The organism is Marinobacter salinus (genome assembly GCF_001854125.1).
Taxonomy (GTDB): domain Bacteria; phylum Pseudomonadota; class Gammaproteobacteria; order Pseudomonadales; family Oleiphilaceae; genus Marinobacter; species Marinobacter salinus.
Genome location: NZ_CP017715.1, coordinates 1437666 through 1454673, shown reverse-complemented (window position 1 = coordinate 1454673; position 17008 = coordinate 1437666). Strand labels below are relative to the sequence as shown.

General features: G+C 54.8%; 20 protein-coding genes and 1 tRNA gene. 11 read left to right on the top strand and 10 right to left on the bottom strand.

The window, feature by feature from the left end; translation table 11 throughout:
- Positions 1–27: 27 nt before the first annotated feature.
- Positions 28–1920 carry a bifunctional tRNA (5-methylaminomethyl-2-thiouridine)(34)-methyltransferase MnmC2/FAD-dependent 5-carboxymethylaminomethyl-2-thiouridine(34) oxidoreductase MnmC1 gene (gene mnmC, locus BKP64_RS06635; RefSeq protein WP_070967605.1) on the bottom strand — a complete coding sequence of 631 codons (1893 nt, stop codon included), beginning with the start codon at positions 1918–1920 and terminating at the stop codon, positions 28–30.
- Positions 1921–1924: 4 nt separating this feature from the next.
- A complete protein-coding gene (locus tag BKP64_RS06630; RefSeq protein WP_070967602.1) occupies positions 1925–2545 on the bottom strand; it encodes a peptidylprolyl isomerase in 621 nt (206 codons plus the stop codon).
- Positions 2546–2759: 214 nt separating this feature from the next.
- Between BKP64_RS06630 and BKP64_RS06625 the strand changes: the two genes are divergently transcribed.
- The gene (locus BKP64_RS06625; RefSeq protein WP_070967600.1) at positions 2760–3500 is read left to right on the top strand and encodes a pilus assembly protein PilB; all 741 of its coding nucleotides are present in this window, start codon (positions 2760–2762) and stop codon (positions 3498–3500) included.
- A gap of 79 nt (positions 3501–3579) precedes the next feature.
- Here the strand turns inward: BKP64_RS06625 and BKP64_RS06620 are convergent, their stop codons facing one another.
- From BKP64_RS06620 to flgA, 3 genes are all read right to left on the bottom strand, one after another.
- Positions 3580–4050: a flagella synthesis protein FlgN gene (locus BKP64_RS06620; RefSeq protein WP_070967597.1), complete on the bottom strand. Its 471-nt coding sequence runs from the start codon at positions 4048–4050 to the stop codon at positions 3580–3582.
- A 7-nt stretch (positions 4051–4057) separates the two neighbouring features.
- On the bottom strand, positions 4058–4384 hold the full coding sequence (gene flgM / locus BKP64_RS06615; protein ID WP_070967594.1) for a flagellar biosynthesis anti-sigma factor FlgM: 327 nt from the start codon (positions 4382–4384) through the stop codon (positions 4058–4060).
- Positions 4385–4579: 195 nt separating this feature from the next.
- Positions 4580–5281: a flagellar basal body P-ring formation chaperone FlgA gene (gene flgA / locus BKP64_RS06610; protein WP_070967591.1), complete on the bottom strand. Its 702-nt coding sequence runs from the start codon at positions 5279–5281 to the stop codon at positions 4580–4582.
- 187 nt (positions 5282–5468) lie between these two features.
- Here flgA and BKP64_RS06605 point away from each other — a divergent pair, with 187 nt between their 5' ends.
- From BKP64_RS06605 to BKP64_RS06585, 5 genes are all read left to right on the top strand, one after another.
- On the top strand, positions 5469–6398 hold the full coding sequence (locus tag BKP64_RS06605; RefSeq protein WP_070967588.1) for a chemotaxis protein CheV: 930 nt from the start codon (positions 5469–5471) through the stop codon (positions 6396–6398).
- Between the two features lie 37 nt (positions 6399–6435).
- The gene (locus BKP64_RS06600) at positions 6436–7263 is read left to right on the top strand and encodes a CheR family methyltransferase (RefSeq protein WP_070967585.1); all 828 of its coding nucleotides are present in this window, start codon (positions 6436–6438) and stop codon (positions 7261–7263) included.
- Between the two features lie 4 nt (positions 7264–7267).
- Positions 7268–8458: an MFS transporter gene (locus tag BKP64_RS06595; protein ID WP_070967581.1), complete on the top strand. Its 1191-nt coding sequence runs from the start codon at positions 7268–7270 to the stop codon at positions 8456–8458.
- A gap of 22 nt (positions 8459–8480) precedes the next feature.
- The gene (locus BKP64_RS06590; RefSeq protein ID WP_070973590.1) at positions 8481–9371 is read left to right on the top strand and encodes a LysR family transcriptional regulator; all 891 of its coding nucleotides are present in this window, start codon (positions 8481–8483) and stop codon (positions 9369–9371) included.
- A 120-nt stretch (positions 9372–9491) separates the two neighbouring features.
- The gene (locus tag BKP64_RS06585) at positions 9492–9860 is read left to right on the top strand and encodes a DUF7352 domain-containing protein (RefSeq protein WP_070967578.1); all 369 of its coding nucleotides are present in this window, start codon (positions 9492–9494) and stop codon (positions 9858–9860) included.
- A gap of 51 nt (positions 9861–9911) precedes the next feature.
- On the opposite strand, the gene BKP64_RS06580 is transcribed toward BKP64_RS06585, so the two are convergent.
- Positions 9912–10562, bottom strand: coding sequence for a cupin domain-containing protein (locus BKP64_RS06580; RefSeq protein WP_070967576.1), 651 nt, complete (start codon positions 10560–10562; stop codon positions 9912–9914).
- A gap of 74 nt (positions 10563–10636) precedes the next feature.
- Positions 10637–11167: an isochorismatase family protein gene (locus BKP64_RS06575; protein WP_070967572.1), complete on the bottom strand. Its 531-nt coding sequence runs from the start codon at positions 11165–11167 to the stop codon at positions 10637–10639.
- A 265-nt stretch (positions 11168–11432) separates the two neighbouring features.
- On the opposite strand from BKP64_RS06575, the gene BKP64_RS06570 reads away from it, so the two are divergent.
- The 4 genes from BKP64_RS06570 to BKP64_RS06555 all read left to right on the top strand — a co-directional run bounded on the left by BKP64_RS06570 (position 11433) and on the right by BKP64_RS06555 (position 13604).
- Positions 11433–11523, top strand: a tRNA-Ser gene (locus tag BKP64_RS06570).
- A 163-nt stretch (positions 11524–11686) separates the two neighbouring features.
- Positions 11687–12196, top strand: coding sequence for a YeeE/YedE thiosulfate transporter family protein (locus tag BKP64_RS06565; RefSeq protein ID WP_070967568.1), 510 nt, complete (start codon positions 11687–11689; stop codon positions 12194–12196).
- Complete coding sequence (locus tag BKP64_RS06560; protein ID WP_070967565.1) at positions 12193–12795, top strand: DUF6691 family protein; 603 nt, start codon at positions 12193–12195, stop codon at positions 12793–12795. Before BKP64_RS06565 ends, BKP64_RS06560 begins: the two co-directional genes overlap by 4 nt.
- A gap of 20 nt (positions 12796–12815) precedes the next feature.
- Positions 12816–13604 (top strand): protein tyrosine phosphatase family protein, encoded by a 789-nt coding sequence (locus BKP64_RS06555; RefSeq protein ID WP_070967562.1) that lies wholly within the window; start codon positions 12816–12818, stop codon positions 13602–13604.
- Positions 13605–13665: 61 nt separating this feature from the next.
- Here the strand turns inward: BKP64_RS06555 and yccX are convergent, their stop codons facing one another.
- A complete protein-coding gene (gene yccX / locus BKP64_RS06550; protein ID WP_070967559.1) occupies positions 13666–13944 on the bottom strand; it encodes an acylphosphatase in 279 nt (92 codons plus the stop codon).
- Positions 13945–14028: 84 nt separating this feature from the next.
- Between yccX and BKP64_RS06545 the strand changes: the two genes are divergently transcribed.
- Entirely contained in the window at positions 14029–14802 is a 774-nt protein-coding gene (locus BKP64_RS06545) for a fructosamine kinase family protein (protein WP_070967556.1), read from the top strand.
- On the opposite strand, the gene BKP64_RS06540 is transcribed toward BKP64_RS06545, so the two are convergent.
- Both BKP64_RS06540 and BKP64_RS06535 read right to left on the bottom strand, forming a co-directional pair.
- Positions 14799–15746 carry an AEC family transporter gene (locus BKP64_RS06540; protein ID WP_070967553.1) on the bottom strand — a complete coding sequence of 316 codons (948 nt, stop codon included), beginning with the start codon at positions 15744–15746 and terminating at the stop codon, positions 14799–14801. The two genes, BKP64_RS06545 and BKP64_RS06540, sit on opposite strands and share 4 nt — an antisense overlap.
- Positions 15747–15966: 220 nt before the next feature.
- Positions 15967–16893, bottom strand: coding sequence for a LysR family transcriptional regulator (locus BKP64_RS06535; RefSeq protein WP_070967550.1), 927 nt, complete (start codon positions 16891–16893; stop codon positions 15967–15969).
- Positions 16894–17008: the final 115 nt, after the last annotated feature.

Genomic DNA, 17008 nt, shown 5'->3' with positions numbered 1-17008 from the left:
TGCATGGCAACCTTGAGTCCTGAATCATTACGACGATAGGGTATCCGGCTTGTGGATACGGCGGGTCCCGACTCGCTGCCCCAATCGTTTGGGTAAGCAGGCGGGCTGTCCAGACAATTCGTCTGCGAGGTACTCCGCAAGTAACGGCGCATAGGTGAGGCCTTTGCTACCTAACCCCGTCAAGAGGTAGACACCCGTCAGTTCATTTCCCTCAATGTCACACAGCTTTCCCGCTACGGGTTGGTAGTCATGGGTCGTGCAACGGAACGCGACTTTCCCTTCGACCTGTTCGGATAACTCGGTAAGGGGGGCTTCCCGGCTCAGGGAGCCGGGCAACATGGACTGCAACTCGGTCAGGTTTTCGTGATGGCTTTCCGGTGTCGTTTCGGGATTATCGTCCCTCAGATCGAAGGTGGCACCGGTGACCGCTATGCCGTTGTCCGACGGATTCAGATACCGGGTTCCGCAAACGACCGCCTTCGGCGTCTGCAGCGATGTATCTGGAAGATGAGTGACCTGCCCGCGAATGCTTTTGAGCCGATATGCGCCATTAAGCGGGATCAGTGCCGGGGATTGGTGTCCTGCGCATATCACAATTCGGTGCGCGCTAATGTCAGATCCTCCCGGCCCCGATAACTGCCACTTACCGTTAAGGGGCAGCAGGCGACCGACCTCGAAGTTGAACACCCGGGTGATCAGGGGATGGTCTGTAAGCACTTTACAGAGCCTGGCGGGTTCCAGCCATCCGTTGCCCGGAAACCAGAGGCCTCCGCTTTGTGTCTGGACCCCGGTTAACCGGCTCGCTTCGTCCCGGTCCACCGGGTAAAAGATTTCTGCCGGGTACGCGTTTCGTTCCAGAAACCGCCGCTGACGATCCGCTTCCTGGGCACTCCAGGCCAGTTGGAGGAGGCCAGTAGGGTGCCAGCATTGGTCGCGATACCGGGCGTAGAAGCGTTGGCTGAACAGCAGGGATGTCAGCCCTAGTTCGGTCTGATCATTGAACTCCACCCCAAGCTTTACGTACATTGCTCCCTGGCGATTACCTGAGGCCGCTGTCCCTTGATGGCTGGCGGTATCCACAAGCGTGACCGGGGTGCCACGGTCGGCCAGATTACGTGCCAGCAGGCAGCCGGCAATGCCGGCCCCAATGACCGCAATCGTATCGGAACCTCCCGGAGGCATGGGCTCGCATGTATTCTCTAGCAGGCCACTCAGCATGTCCCTTTTCCGGCCAAAGCCTCTGGTTTTATGAACCTTGAAACCAACAGCGGCGAGCGACCGTCGTATCCGGCCGACTGAAGTAAAAGTGGCCAGGGTCGAACCGGGCCTGCTGTGGGCCCGAACCTGTGCAATGGCCCGATCAAGCCACATTTCCGGGTTGCGGGCGGGCGCAAAGCCGTCGAGAAACCAGGCGTCAGCGTTAAATTCAAGAGCCTGCCAGGCCTCCAGAACATCACCGAAGTACAGCGTGAGCCGAACCTGGCCACCCCCAAGCACCAGACGATGAGCGCCCTTTACAAGTGGCGGGTAATTTTCAATGAGTTCTGTTGCCAAATCCGCCAATTCGGGCCAGAGGTCCAGGGCATGAATCAGGTCGTCGCGGGTAAGGGGGAATCGCTCTACAGAAATAAAATGCAGTGTCGCCGTACAATCCGGTTTCTGTCCGTTCCAGGCCTGCCATGCTGCCAGGAAGTTCAGCCCGGTACCGAAACCGGTTTCCGCTATAACAAACTGTCCCCCAGGGCGGACCTCGGCAAAGCGCTCTGCCAGATGATTGGGTTGCAGAAAGACATAGCGGGTTTCCTTGAGCCCATCTTCACGACTGAAATAGACGTCTCCAAATCTGACTGACTCCGGGACACCGTTCTTCCATTTGACCTCGGCGGGCTCAATCTGCGGCGGAAGATTAGGACTTGCCATGGCGCTATTTGGCGGACTCCAGAACGGAGACACTTTGAATCATTATGGGGTCAAGAGGTACATCGGCCATTCCGCCGGAATATCCGGTTTTCGAGTTGGCAATGGTATCAATCACCCCCAACCCATCCGTTACCTTGCCGAACACAGCATAACCGGCGCCCCTGACACCTTTATCCAGGAATGGGTTATCAACGACGTTGATAAAAAACTGGGAGGTGGCGGAGTCCGGAGCATTGGTGCGGGCCATGGAAATGGTGCCGCGGAGGTTGGGCAGGGTGGGACTGGCCTCATTAGCTATGGGCGCGCGGGTTGATTTCCGGGACAGTTCTGACGTGAATCCGCCACCTTGAATCATGAATCCGGGTATGACGCGATGAAACACGGTCCCATCATAGAAGCCGCTCCGGACATACTCGAGGAAGTTTCTGACGGTTTCGGGTGCTACGTCTGGCCGCAGTTGCAGTTCAAATGCGCCCGCGCTGGTTACAACCCTCACTTGGGGCAGGGCCGCAGATGAGGGCTTATTTACGGGTTCTGCCCAGGCGGATGTTGTCGGCACCAAGACTGTAAGCGCCAGAATCAGGGCAGGGATCACATTACGCATTGTTTTTACCGTATTTGTCATTTGTCGTGCGCTCTTTGGGTTAGCCATAGAGATCTTTCCTGTAATAATTCACAGGTTCAGTTAGCTGAAGCAGGATGTTAACAGATTATCGCGAAATTTCGGTTAACCTCCGGGGCTTAGTGGCCGTAATCAGCTAGTCTCATCATTATCGATAACACCCTGATTTCATGCCGGGCCGGGATGTACGGTTTTCACGACCGCAAAGGAGAGAAGTGTGAGAGTCCGCCAAGGATTTGAAGAAAAATCACGGCTAGGACGATTGTTAATCAATCGTGGGTATCTTTCAGAGGTTCAGTTGGAAGAAGGGCTTAACCTCCAGAGAGAAACCGGTCAACGTCTGGGTGAAGTGTTTATCCAGTGCGGCTGGGTCACGGAGAAAGAGTTATATCGGGTCCTTAAACATCAGGCCCGGTACCGCAATACGGCAGCGTTGGTAACCATGGTTGCCCTACCTTTTCAGCCTTTGGTGAGCTTCGCGGCCAGCAACAACGCCGAGGCCGCGCGGGCGAGCGATCCGGCAGGTGAGCTTTTTGAGGCCGGTGGCCTGGCCCCGTTGACTGAGGACGAGCTCTCAGAAGTATCCGGCCAGGCTGATCCGGGTCTGCTGCAACGGGTTGCGAGTGTCTCGGCAATGGTTCCCGGTACAACGGATGAGAGTCAGGAATCGTCGGTCGATGTGATTGAAGGTATTAAACTCACTGCTCACATCTTCGTGCCGGTGCTGAACTTTCTTGATTCCGATCTCACGATTTCCGGAGTCCATTACCGCGATGGAGAGCCGAGCTACAGTGTTCGGAAGGACGGCGCGCTCATGCTGGCTTTTCCGGAGCGTATTGAGGAAATCCGGATGGACAACATACGGGTCAGCGGGAATCATTCCCCGTCAATGGGCAATGTGAGCATCAACGACGTCCGGTTCCATCCCGATTCCAGGATAACTATCTACACACGATGAGCGGTTCGGGCGGGGCGGGGCTCCTGACACGAAAACGCCCGGTCCTGCCGGGCATCTTATTCAAGGACACGTCAGTGTTTCAGGCGCTCGCAAGAATGGTCCGGCTTGATACCGACGTGTGTTCTCCTTTTGCACCATAAAGCTTTTGCTGGGCGGTTGCGCCCCGAAAAATATCTGTAAGGCGGGAGAGCCGTTTCTGAAGGTGGCTCATGATTCGACCGTTATTATGGTTGAGTGTCTGGCACACCGACATTTTGACATCTGCCTCTTTCCAGAGGCTGTAGAGTTCGGTCAGGCCTGCGCTGCGAATAAAGCGTGAGGGCTCCCCGCTATCCGGTCGGTAGCCCATAGCAACAAGCGTACGAATTTTCTGTTTCGCCCGTTCGCGGATCTCGCTCAGCAATTGATTTTTTTCGGCGGTCAGAGCATCCAGTGCGCGTATATCTGACGATGCCAGGCAGGTTTTCTCCTTGAGAAGGATGTCCTCCAGTTCTTGCAGTTGCTGGACATCCTGAGAAAGAGCGTGTTTCAGTTCATCAATTGGAGCCATGGTTTACTCACCCGAAAATGCTTTCATCCATCTCAAGCATTTTCTGGGCCAGCTTCTCTGCGTCCACCTTATAAGTGCCATTCTCCAGAGCTGACCGGATTTCGGCAATCCGATCGTCATCCATCTCCGGAAAGTCACCCAGCTTCTGTTCAAGCTGTTTAAGGTTCTTGGCCTGACTGCTCAGGCTGACGTTCTCTCCCCGTGCGCCCTGCGCTTGGGATTTTGCCTGTTGGTCGGTTGCCGGCTGGGCAGCCTGGGTGCCCGTTGCCTTGTCGGCCGTGGTCCGCTGGGTGTTGACCTGGCCTGGGCCAATTCCATTTAAGTCAACTGACATATCAATACCTGCTGCGTGTGACGTCACGCTCGGACGTGACTTACTCGAATTTATAGTCGTTTAACGGCCGGGCCGTCCGTACCTTTAGAAAAATTTCAGGCCCCTGCATTAATATTTTTTCACTCTGGCACCCGCGAGAGGAGGGCAAACACGGCAGTTTCTTGCCGGGCGGCACCGCGTTGCCTTTGCCGCGTGTTACATGGGAATCTCTACCCGGCCCGGAGCCACAACATTTGCCTTAACAGTCCTGGCGGAAACAAGGTTTTCAACCAACACCTGCTCACCGACAGACGCACTTGCCAGCGCCTTGCCGCGCGTACTCACCGAGAATGAGCCACTCTTTGCGGTAATGATAACATGGTCGCCCCTTTCGACAGCGTCAGGGGCTGCCAGAAGGTCCGGTGTAATCAGTGAGCCGGAATTGACCGGCCGCCGAACTTCCATGCCTACCACGTCCTGTGCCTGGCGCATAATTCCGCGCCGGGTGGCGTTGATTACAACCGTGTCTGTTGTCACCATGTCTTTCGTCACACGCTCTCCCCGGGTAAGCGGGCGCGCAGCAACAAGGGCAGGCCCGGTTATGGAAACCGATGCGGTCACAAACAGGCGCCAGGGTCGTTCACTCTCGCAGGCAACCTGAAGCGAGGGGCGCGTGCTTTTCCAGGGGTCACCCGTGAATTCAACCGAGAGTGGGTTTAGGCAATGTGCCAGTGACAGCCTGTCGTCGATACTGCCTGTTTCGAAGGATACCTTGTAGCCGTTCGCGGCCTGCTGTTTGGCAAAAATCTCAAGAAATCCAACCGCCGCTTCGTGGACCTGGGTTGCGGTTAGTTCTGTTCCGGCGAATGCGCTGAAGCTAGACATTAGCAGGGTTAGGGCGTAAATGGTGGTGCGCATACCTGTTAGTTTGTCCTATGCTGTCAATCAGAGTCCAAATGCCCGATAGTTGCTAAGGGTTCGGGCGTGATGGCCGTTAAACAGACTGAAACCGTATGGTGATGACGGTTTATTGTCAGCCGGTTGAATTTCAAAGGACCGAGCAAAATGCATGCCGACGTAGTTCCGGCGAGCCAGGAGAGAAAAGATGGCAGGGGTATTGGATAGTGTAAATCAGCGTACCCAGCTGGTTGGGCAGAATCGTCTTGAGCTGCTTCTGTTCCGCTTGCGCGGGCGACAGATGTACGGCATCAATGTGTTCAAAGTCAAAGAGGTTCTGCAATGCCCGAAGCTGTCTTCGATTCCCAATAGCAGAACCGTGGTGCGTGGCGTGGCTCACATCCGGGGCGAAACCATTCCGATCATTGATCTCAGTATGTCGATTGGCCTTCCGGGTATACCGCAGGAGGAGCTGGCAACCAGTTTTGTGATCATCACCGAATATAATCGCAAGACGCAGGGTTTTCTGGTCTCCGGGGTTGAACGGATCATGAACATGAACTGGGAGGATATTCTTCCGCCGCCGAAAGGTGCCGGTAAGGATGTCTATCTGACGGCGGTGACCAAAATTGATGATAAACTAGTAGAAATTATTGATGTAGAGAAGATTCTTTCAGAAGTTTCTCCTCTCCGTGAAGATGTTACGGAGGCCGTGCTGAGCAAGAGTGCAGAGAGGGTGCCCGGACACCTGCCCGTGCTCGTTGTTGACGACTCGACAGTCGCCCGCCGCCAGATTGAGCGCTGCCTTACGGCCATCGGGATGGAAGTTGTTACGAAGAACGACGGCAAGCAGGCTTTTCAGTATCTTAAAGAGATCACGGAAGACGGCTCAAAAGCGCGGGATCATCTGGCTCTGGTGATTTCCGATGTGGAGATGCCGGAAATGGACGGTTATACCCTGGTTACCCGTTGTAAGGCTGATCCGGCGCTCAGCGATTTGTTTATAATGCTGCATACTTCATTGAGCGGTGTTTTCAATAAAGCTATGGTTCAGAAGGTCGGTGCTGACGACTTCATGGCCAAGTTCAGCCCGGACGAGCTTGCAGAGCGGGTGATGGAAATCATTGATCAGGGTTGAGACCACTGCTCACGGATTCATTCAGAACTGAGATTCAATGAAAGCGGATATAACTCCACAGGAATACGAAGCTTTTAAGACGTTCCTGCAGGATGCGTGCGGCATTTTACTGGGTGACAATAAACAGTACCTGGTCAAAAGCCGCCTCCGGCGCATTCTGGAAGAAAATCAGCTCGACTCTCTTGGCGGGCTGCTAGAGCGTCTCAAGCGTCCGGGGAGGGCCAACCTCCGGGAGGTTGTCATTGATGCAATGACAACCAACGAGACGCTGTGGTTCAGGGACAATCATCCATTTCGTATCCTTCAGGAAAAGTTACTTCCGGAGTTCGCTGAACGAAAGCTGACCCAGCCGTTACGACTCTGGTCGGCAGCCTGTTCAACGGGGCAGGAACCATACTCGATCGGAATGATTTTGGAAGAGTTCCGGCGCACCAGGCCTGGAAAAATACGCGATGTCAGAATAACGGCAACGGATATTTCCAAGAGCGTTCTGGAGGTGGCCCGGCGTGGCGAGTACGAAATGATTGCTATCGGCCGTGGGCTTTCACCCGAACGCCAGAAGCAGTTCTTTACACCATCACCCAATGGTGGCTGGCAGATTCGTCCCCAACTGAAAGGCATGGTGGAGTTCAAGGAGCTGAATCTGCTGGAACGCTACATGCTGGGGAAGTTTGATATCGTTATGTGCCGGAATGTTCTGATCTATTTCTCAGCAGAGCTGAAAAAGGACATTCTTACCCGGATTCATGCCACGCTGAACCCCGGCGGTTACCTGATACTTGGCGCCTCGGAGTCCCTTAACGGGCTGTCGCATCTCTATGAGATGGTGCAGTGCCATCCGGGCATTATTTACAGGAAAAAGTAACGCCATGCCCCTCAACGTCTGGGTTCTGGTTGCCGCGCAGGCACTCGCCATGTGTACGGCGCCCTTCATTGTTTTCATTGGTAGTATCCAGGGTCGCCTCCTTTCTCCCGTGCCAGAATATGCCACACTACCTGTCGGGCTGGTTGTCGTGGGTACGGTGCTGGCCATCAAGCCCGCGACCTGGCTGATGGAAAGAATTGGCCGAAAACGGGTGATGCTCCTCGGAACTGTCATGGGTATGACAGCCGCATTTTTGGGTGCCTTGGCTTCCTGGCAGGGCCTGTTTCCTTTGCTTTGTCTGGCATCTGTCCTTGGCGGAACCGGCTTGGCCGTTGTTCATCAGTATCGTTTTGCCGCGATGGAGTCGGTACCTCCCGGTTTGGCCGCGACGGCTGCCGCCCGCGTGCTACTGGGTGGTCTCGTTGCTGCCTGGCTTGGTCCTGAAGTCGCTGCGCTGGGTGGTGGCGGAGAGCATCCGTTCCTGCTCAGTTGGCTGGGGCTGGCAGCGGTGCAGGCATCGGCTCTGGTCATTCTGGTTCTGGGGTACAGGGCCGGGGGGGAGCTGGTTCGGGAAACCCATTCCGGGGGTGGTCGTCCGCTAACAGAAATTCTCAAAAATCCGCTCGTCTGGGCGGCCATCAGTGCTGCGTCTGTCGGGTACGCTGTCATGAGCTTTATTATGACCGCGACGCCACTTAGCATGACAGAGTTGGCCGGGCATGACCTGAATGACGCCAAGCGGGTTATTCAGCTCCACATCATGGCCATGTATTTGCCCTCATTGATCAGCGGATGGTTGACCCGAGTGATTGGTATTCCCGTGATGATGGCCGGTGGATTGTTGGCTTATTTTGCCTGCGTGGCGCTCGCTGCAAGTGGTATCAGCTTTCATCACTACCTTGGGGCCCTGCTGTTACTGGGCGTCGGCTGGAATTTCCTGTTTGTCGGCGGTACTTCGTTGCTGCCCAGGGGATATCTGGACGTTGAGCGCTTCAGAGTGCAGGGGCTTAATGACATCCTTGTGTTTGGTTCCCAGGCGACGGCGGCTTTGTCCGCCGGCGCTGCGCTTAGCTGGCTGGGCTGGTCGGGACTGGTGATGATTGCCGTGCCTTTTCTTGTTCTTCATGGTGTGATTATGACTGTCTGGTTGGTGAGGTCGCCACCAGCATGCGCTTCGATTAGCAAGCCGGACTGATTCGCTCGGGAATGATTTCATGATGGATCGGCTAAATCTCAGGCATCTTTATTATTTCTGGGTTATCAGCCGGGAAGGCTCTATCGTCCGCGCAAGTGAGGTGCTGGAGTTAGCGCCACAGACCCTGAGTGGGCAACTGACAACCTTTGAGGCGTCGGTTGGCGGGCTGCTTTTCCAGCGTGAGCGCCGGAAACTCATACTGACAGACCTGGGTAAAATCGTTCTTGGCTACGCCGATGACATTTTCGCGCTTACCGGGGAACTCAATGAGACCCTTCGCCTTGCGCCGGCAGAGAGGCCGCTGACGCTTTCGGCCGGAGTGTCCGCCTCCATTCACAAACTGATTGCTTATTACCTCCTGCAACCCGCAATGGTTCTGGACCGCCCGGTGCAACTGGAGTGCCGTACCGGTGGTACGGAAGATCTTGTATTGAGCCTGAAGCGCAGGGAGCTGGACGTTGTCCTGACGGACCGGACACCGGGCCAGGATGATCAGGGAAGTTTCACAGTACACTCACTCGCGGGTTCCAGCATCAGTCTGTTTGCGTCCGCCCATCTGGCTCGACGTCTGAAGAAGGGATTTCCAGAGTCTCTTAACGGTGAGCCTTTATTGGCGAATGCCACCAATGCGCCGTATTTTGAGCGGCTGATGAACTGGTTCTCGCTCAAGGGTGTTCGAATGAACGTCGTCGCGAGAATCGACGACAGCGCTCTTATTAAGGTGTTTGGGCGTGAGGGGCTGGGGGTGTTTGCCGCTCCGACTGCTATAGAAGATGAGGTTTGTCGTCAGTATGAAGTGGAGCACATAGCTTCCATCGACGAGGTTAAGGATGAGCTGTTTGCGATTACCCGTAGCAGGAACTTCACCCACGTTGGAGTGCGGGCTATATGCGAGAAAAGGGGTAATTTTTGACGTTGCCTGAAAGCATCGAAAAAAACGAACAAAACCTATCATGAAACCTTATTTTATCGAGCCACGTTAAGGGTCACTATTGAGCTGTGTCCGGGTAACAGCCCAGAAGGAGTAGCAGTCATGAAGACCATTCATAAATTCCGTCTTGAATCCGGTAAAGAGCCGACCAGCCTGTCGCTGTCGGAAGGTTATCGGGTCGTCCGTTGCGAGTACCTTGTGCCTGACAAGGCCGTTTTTCTCTGGGTGGAGCAGTCACTCAGCGTCGGAACGCCCAAGGTTCAGCGGCAGTTCCGGGTCGCCCTGACAGGCGAGCCGGTACCTAGTAGTTACGAGTATCTGGATACAGCGTTGGATCCGTTCGGCCCCGAGGCTTATCACGTATTTGGGATACCGGGCTCTGAAGCTAGTCTGGAATCCGATTTCGATCGAGAGCCGGCGGGCAACGAGATGTTTAGTCGTGTCAACTGGCAGCATTCTGCCATCTCTTGAAGGTCCACCGATCCCTTCGCCACACTTTGGCCCTTCGGGGCCTTTTTTGTGTCACTCGGGTAGATGGCCGGTTTTTACCCAGATAATGGTTTCCTGCTCGACAAAGGGGTGGTGCTGGCTCAGGTGAGGGCTTCTGATCCAAGTACCTCTGGGGTACCGGCCGTGCTCGTCGCAGAACTCGCCAGAGAGAACAAAGATCTCCTCACCGCCAAAGTGCCTGTGGGGTTGGAAGATTTCATTGGCCGGCCACTTAACAAGCGCCACATGCTCGTGTTCAAACTCGTGCAGGGGCATGACTTCCAGCCCACCTATGCCTGGTAACCAGCGTGCACTATTGGTATCCACGCGAACGGATTTCAGATCTCTCTCGTTAAACTGGTGAAGCTTGACCAGCAACGTACAGCCATGCTTGCTAAAGGGCGCGTGCCCGGTACCGGGAGGGTTCCGGATGTAGGTTCCCGCAGGATAGTCACCATTTTCATCGGAAAACACCCCATCAAGGACCAGAATTTCCTCTCCAAGCGGGTGTTCATGGCGCGCAAAGGAAGCGCCGGGTTCATAGCGGACAACACTGGTTGCATGGCCTCGTTCCGCTTCTTCCCGGGCGAGGGGCTTGCGCAATACGCCCCCGGCAGGGCTGCTCTGCCACTGTTGTTGTTCGGTCCGAATGACAATACGCTCCGAAAAGTCCATGTTGAGCATGAGTTACCTCAGTCGATATCGAAGGGTGTATTTTACGCCGCAGCCATGAGCATGGATGAGTCCCTGATTGTCATTCACTTCAGCAGGGTCTGGATATCCCTGAACCGTGGATGTCTGCAGTGACGCATCCACTCGAATGCCACCATCTCCACCGTGACAATCTTTGCTCCACTTTGATGGAGACGATCCAGAGCGACATCGCGGTCGAACTCGTTTCTTGACCCGGTTGCATCGGCGACAACCCAGACCTTGAAGCCTGCATCGAGAAGGCTAAGCGCGGTTTGCATCATGCATACGTGTGTCTCACACCCGCCAATCACGATGTGTTGCCTCCCCTCTGGCAGAGTGTCAATCAGCCCGTCCGGGCAGGCATCGAAGTGATATTTTTCGATCGTCTGCTGACATAGTTCACGCACAGCTTCAACGTTTCTCCCCAGCTTGTCCGGAACCTGTTCAGTTGCCAGCACGGGAATGTTCAAAAGGCCGGCAATGGTTGCCAGCAAAAGGCTCTGATCGATGACCTCCTGACCATGACTGATGGCAGGCATCAGTTTTTCCTGGAGATCAATCAGCACCAAAGTGGATTGCTCAGCTTTCATCAGCATTGGTGTCCTCCTGTTACACGCCCGCGGGAATCAGGTGAGGGATAGAGTGCCATGGCTTGGCAGCTCCTAATCGCGGGCATCATACTGATCGTGACCAGCATTGTCTTAACGATAGTCTTCAATCTGTTTAATCGTTAGGCAACGACAGCCGACGACACGGATTATTTTGACGAATTTGCCAAAGAGAGTTGCCAAACGACTGAAAAAACATTAGAGTTTGCGCCCTCAAATGAGCGATGAGATCGCTGATTTGACTCAGTTTATTGGAGAGGTGGCCGAGTGGCTGAAGGCGCACGCCTGGAAAGTGTGTATACGTTAATAGCGTATCGAGGGTTCGAATCCCTCCCTCTCCGCCAATACAAAACCCCAGCATTCGTGCTGGGGTTTTTTATTGGCTGGACAAAAATATCTCTGCTTTTGACCACCGTCACTTTATCTGCAGTATGATTCGGCAGTGTTTGACATGAAGGAATAACCTTAGATAAAACAGATACACCTATTATCTTTAAGGAGTGCCCCATGTCTCCTCGAGCGTTTTGGTCGCCCTTCTGGGCCGGTATCGGTCTCGGGCTGGCCCTTTTCCTTACGTTTGTTCTTACCGGCCATGGTCTTGGTGCGAGTGGTTTTTTCACTCGCCTCACGGCTGATCTGGGGCAATGGGTTGCCCCGGAACTCACCTCCAATAATCGTTACCTTGGCGATTACCTGAGCACTGGTTCGCCGCTTCAGGCCTGGATTACCTGGGAAATTGTTGGGGCCTTTGTCGGTGCACTGGTAGCTGCATTATCCAGCCACCGATTCCGCCCCCAGATCGAGCGCGGGCCGTCGTCAGGCGTCACGTCGCGAGTGTTGATGGCGTTGCTTGGAGGTATTCTGACTGGTCTGGGTGCCCGGCTTGCAAGGGGCTGCACCAGTGGGCTGGGCCTTTCCGGTGGTGCTGCGCTGGCAGTCGGTGGTTTTGTATTCCTGATCTGTTTCTTTGTCGCGGGTTTCGCGTTCAGTCTGATCGTGAGGAGGTTTTGGCAATGAGCTGGCCACTCTATGATTCGGGTATTGCGTCTGGCCTGCTTGCAGGTTTCCTGTTCGGATTTGTGCTCGAGAATGCGGGGTTCGGCAGTCCGAGAAAGCTGACAGGGCAGTTCAGACTTGAAGACTGGTCAGTCTTCAAGGTGATGTTCACAGCCGTCATCGTTGCAGCCGCGCTGCTCTGGCTTTCAAAGCTTCTGGGGCTGATGCCGCAGGGCAGTTATTATGTTCCGACACCATTTTACGCCGCCATGGCGGTTGGTGGCCTGCTGATCGGCGCCGGGTTCGCTATCGGAGGCTATTGTCCGGGCACGTCTGTGGCCGGCCTGGCAGGCGGGCGTGTTGATGCTCTTGTTTTCATGTTTGGCATGATAGTAGGTACGGTTCTTTTCTCCGCATGGTTTGGTCCTCTGGAATCGCTGTACCTGGCTGCTCAGGGCCCAAAAGCGCAAACATTAATGGATTTAACCCGCATCCCTGAGTGGTTAATCCTTATCGTGCTTGCGGCAATTGCCTGGGGCGGCTTCAAGCTGGGGAGCAACCTCGAGAAAAAATTTGGTGGTCCATACAAGGCCAGTGATTTGTATGGTGAAAAAAGATAGTAGCCAATAGGAGAGGTGTCATGGATATCAAACGTTTCAGGCGAGCGACCCTCCCGTTAGCCATAACACTTGCGTTGTCGGGTGGTCTAACGGCGTGTTCTGATTCCCAGAATGCGGACAGCCAACAGGTGCAGGCCCAGGCGGTGGCCGCTAACCCCTGTGCAGCAGCCAACCCGTCCTCGAGCTCGAATCCGTGTGCGGCAGCGAACCCGTGTGCGGCTGTCAATCCTTCTGGATCTGCCAATCCCTGTGCGGCCGGGGCCGGTGATTCCCAGCCGGTTGGCGATGCGATGCCGAATCCTCCGGCACGCAAAAAAGGCGATCGTGGGCGCCCATTTGCCATTGAAAATGACTGGGCGACTGCTCCGTACGGTAATGACATGCCTGATGTGGTGGTCAACTACAATCGCCCGGCACCTTTTATTGCCGCGGGCGGTCATATTGAGAAAGGCGCCATGGTGCAGCTGAAACAGCAGGGATTCAAAACGGTGGTGAGTCTTCTGACCGAAGCAGAGGGTGTTGGAGAGGAAGAGCAGGAAGCCCATCAGGCCGGCCTGAATTTCTATGGGCTGGGGGTGTCGTCCAAGGCGCCTGACCGTGAACAGGTAGAAGCCTTCACGCGCATTGCTTCCAATTCCTCGAATTATCCGATTCTCGTGCATTGTGCAAGTAGCAACAGGGTAGGGGCCATGTGGGCTCTCTACCGGCATAACGTTGGAGTGCCTGCGGAGATCGCCATTGAGGAAGGCCGTGCGGCCGGCCTTAAAACCAGCCGGGAAGGCGCGGTACGTGAGCTGATGGGGCTGTAGAGGCCACCGTGGGATTTGCTGCCAGCCTGCGAAAGGATTTAGCGGCTGGCGTGGTCCGATCTCAGCTCCTTACGCCGAAGCCGGTAAATTCGCCGGTGGGGGTCTCCTCGGAAACCTCAACCGATTCCACTTTCGCTGCAGGAGGGCCTTCGCCACACCAGTTCTTCAGCTGTTTCAGTTTATCTTCCGTACCCTCCGCTATAATTTCTACCCGTCCGTCAGGAAGGTTGCGCGCGTAGCCGGTGATGCCCAGTTCCAGAGCCTGGCTTTCCGTAGAGGCGCGGTAGAAAACACCCTGAACGTGCCCTGAAACCAGGAAATTCCAACGTTTTATTTCCATAATTTGTCCTCGCAAGGCTGAGAATGTCAGGCTTGGTTTGAATCTAACGTTTCAAGGCGAACGTGTTCAAGGAGAACAGGACTGATGACCGGAATATTCACCAAACGGAACACGACGGGCCAGTCGGACGCACTGATCTGCGAAGCGGAGGGGCTGGAGAGTCTACGGGAGGCGCTCCTGGAGGCCGGGGTTTCAGGTTTGCGGGTACCGGAGCTTTATCGAGTTGACGAAGCTGCGATGGAGATTGAGGCAATAGATTGCGCCCCCGGCTCGGTTACGACATTCGACATGCTGGGCGAAGGACTCGCACTGATACACAGAAAGGCGCGGCCAGCCTATGGCTGGGCAAGAGACAATTATATAGGGCTTTCTGTGCAGCCCAATCGCTGGTCGGACAGCTGGGGCGATTTCTTTGTCAGGGATCGCCTCGGGTATCAGGTTTCCCTCATCCGGGACTCCTCAGTAAGGGCATCGTTTGGCCGGGTTCTGGAGAAGCATGGTCGGGACCTCGCGTTTTGGCTGGACAGTCATTGTGAACATCCAAGCCTGATTCATGGTGACCTCTGGAGCGGCAACGTTCTCTTTGACCTCAGCAACTCCTGGCTCATCGATCCCGCAATCTATTGTGGCGACAGGGAGGCAGATTTGGCGATGACCGAGATGTTTGGCGGGTTTGGCGACGCGTTTTACGATGCCTATGACCGGATGTATGCCCGGTCAGCGGTCTACGGGCAAAAGCGGGATATCTACAACCTTTACCATTTCCTCAATCACTACAACCTTTTCGGAGGAAGCTACCTGGGTGGGTGCGAGCGCGGATTTGCCATGGTGAAGCGTGTTTTGGCCGAACAACCCTAAATTACATTGGCCGTTCGGAGCATAAACACACCGAACGTTACGGTGATGCTTGCCAGCAGTGTGGTAATAGCGATGATGTTTGCTGCCAGCCGGTCGTTACCCCCGAGCGCTTTGACCATCACAAAACTGGCTGCGGCGGTCGGGCTGGCGAAAAACAGGAACATCAGCCCCAACTCGGCACCACGAAAACCGAATAAAAACGCCGCTGCCGTGCAGAATCCCGGTAGAAATACCATCTTCATCAGGCTGGAGCTAAGTGCGGTTTTGCTGTCGCTTCTGATGGCGCTCAGGGAAACAGTGGCGCCAATGCACAAAAGCGCGAGAGGCAGGGTCAGGGAGGCGAAATAGTCACCTGACGTCATAACCCAGTTTGGGAGCTGAATCTCATACCATGCAAACGGGATGGCAATGAACACAGAAAGAATCAGCGGGTTACGGATAATGTCGTGACAGATCTTCCGCCAGCTGGCGGAATGCCCCGGTTGGTAGCCGATAAGCACAATGACCGAGAGGGCGTTGTAGGAGATGATAACAAGCCCAAGCAGAATGCCGCCGGCAGACAGGCCAAAATCGCCATACAGGTTAGCCGCCAGCGCCAGCCCGACAATGCCGCAGTTGCCTCGAAAGGCGCCCTGAACATAGACTCCACGGTCTTCCCTGGCGACAGTAAAGCGCGCCCAAAGCCACGCCAGGCCAAAGCTCGCAAGCGTGGCAGACAGAAAAAAGGCGAGTAAAGCCGGATTTAGCGCGGTATCCAGGTCCGCCCTGATTATGCTGAGAAAGACAAGGGTTGGCAGCGTAGCCTTGAACACCAGAGCGGAAGCGGTGTTCACGAAGGTGCTATCAATCCACCCAATGCGCCGGAGCCCGAGGCCGACAAAAACCATCGCGAATACGGGCAGTGTTGTCTCCAGGGTCTGGAGAAATACAGTGGTGAGGTTCATGCCTTTCCATGTGTCCTTCTGGTCATTTTATGGGTCAGGTTTGTGGACTAATCCGGACCGAGTCGCGCCAGCCGCATCCGGTTATAGCTCAGAGCCCAGGTATTGTCGTCGATTCCGGCTCGAAAATGACGCAAGGCGTTAAAGGTCTTCGTACCCGGCTGCCTCCCCGAATACCGGTTGTCGGGTCATGGTCTCCAGATTGTGACGAACCAGATCCGGGTTAGGATTTAAACCGTTCCGCCATTAGGTGATCCGGCAACTCCGGCAGCATTTCCTTGAGCAAGCTGATTAACCGGTTATTCGCCCAGTTCTGTTTGTACACCAGTCCAAAATGATAATGGAAGGTAGGCTTGAACGGTTTGATCAAGAGGTCATCACGCATTGCCTGATGGTCGTAGGCCGTGATGGGGTTGATCAGTGTGATGCCGACGCCGTTGGCAACCAGTGAGCATATGGCTGCGATGTTGGCTTCGGTTTTACCGGCAATGCGTATGTTTTTCTCCGACAGGTGCAGTAGTAGCTGGTCGGCTGCCAGGTTGGGCTGGTTGGGGATAACCAGATGCTGGCCTTTCAGGTCTTCTGTGGTAATCACACTGGCTTTGGCCAGGCTGTGGTTTTTCGGCATCAGACAGACCGCTTCGGTTGAGATCAATTCATCGACCACCAGGGCCTGGCTGGTCACCGGCAGGGTGACGAATCCGACATCAAAATAACCGGCTTCAACTGCACGTACTACCTCCGGGCTGGGCATAATATCGAGATACACACTGTACTTCGGGTTGTCGCTCAGAATGCGGGCGATGGTTTTGGGTATATAGGCAAAACCGAGGCCGGGCGCACAGGCGATGCGTATGCGCGAAGCGCCAAATTCCCTTAGCGCCGCGATGCTGTGATTCATGTTTTCCAGATTATTCAGCAACCCCACTATTTCACCATAGAGCTCATCGGCCTCGGGCAGAACAATCAGCCGTTTTTTGTGTCGCATGAACAGCGCAATGCCAATATTTTCTTCCAGCTGCGCCAGTGATCGACTGACGCCCGACTGGGTTATACCCAGATCTTTTGCTGTTTGTGTGGCGCTGCCCGTCTCATACAGTGTTTTAAAAATGGTCATTGATTTCAGAGAGGTAAGTTTGATGTCACTCATGATGGCAGGCCTCGTGGACGTCTTCCGGAGCTAAAACATGAGTTTAAATCATCAAATAATGAAAAAACATTATGCATTGAAGTTAATTTTTATCTGTTCCTATAATGCGGAATCG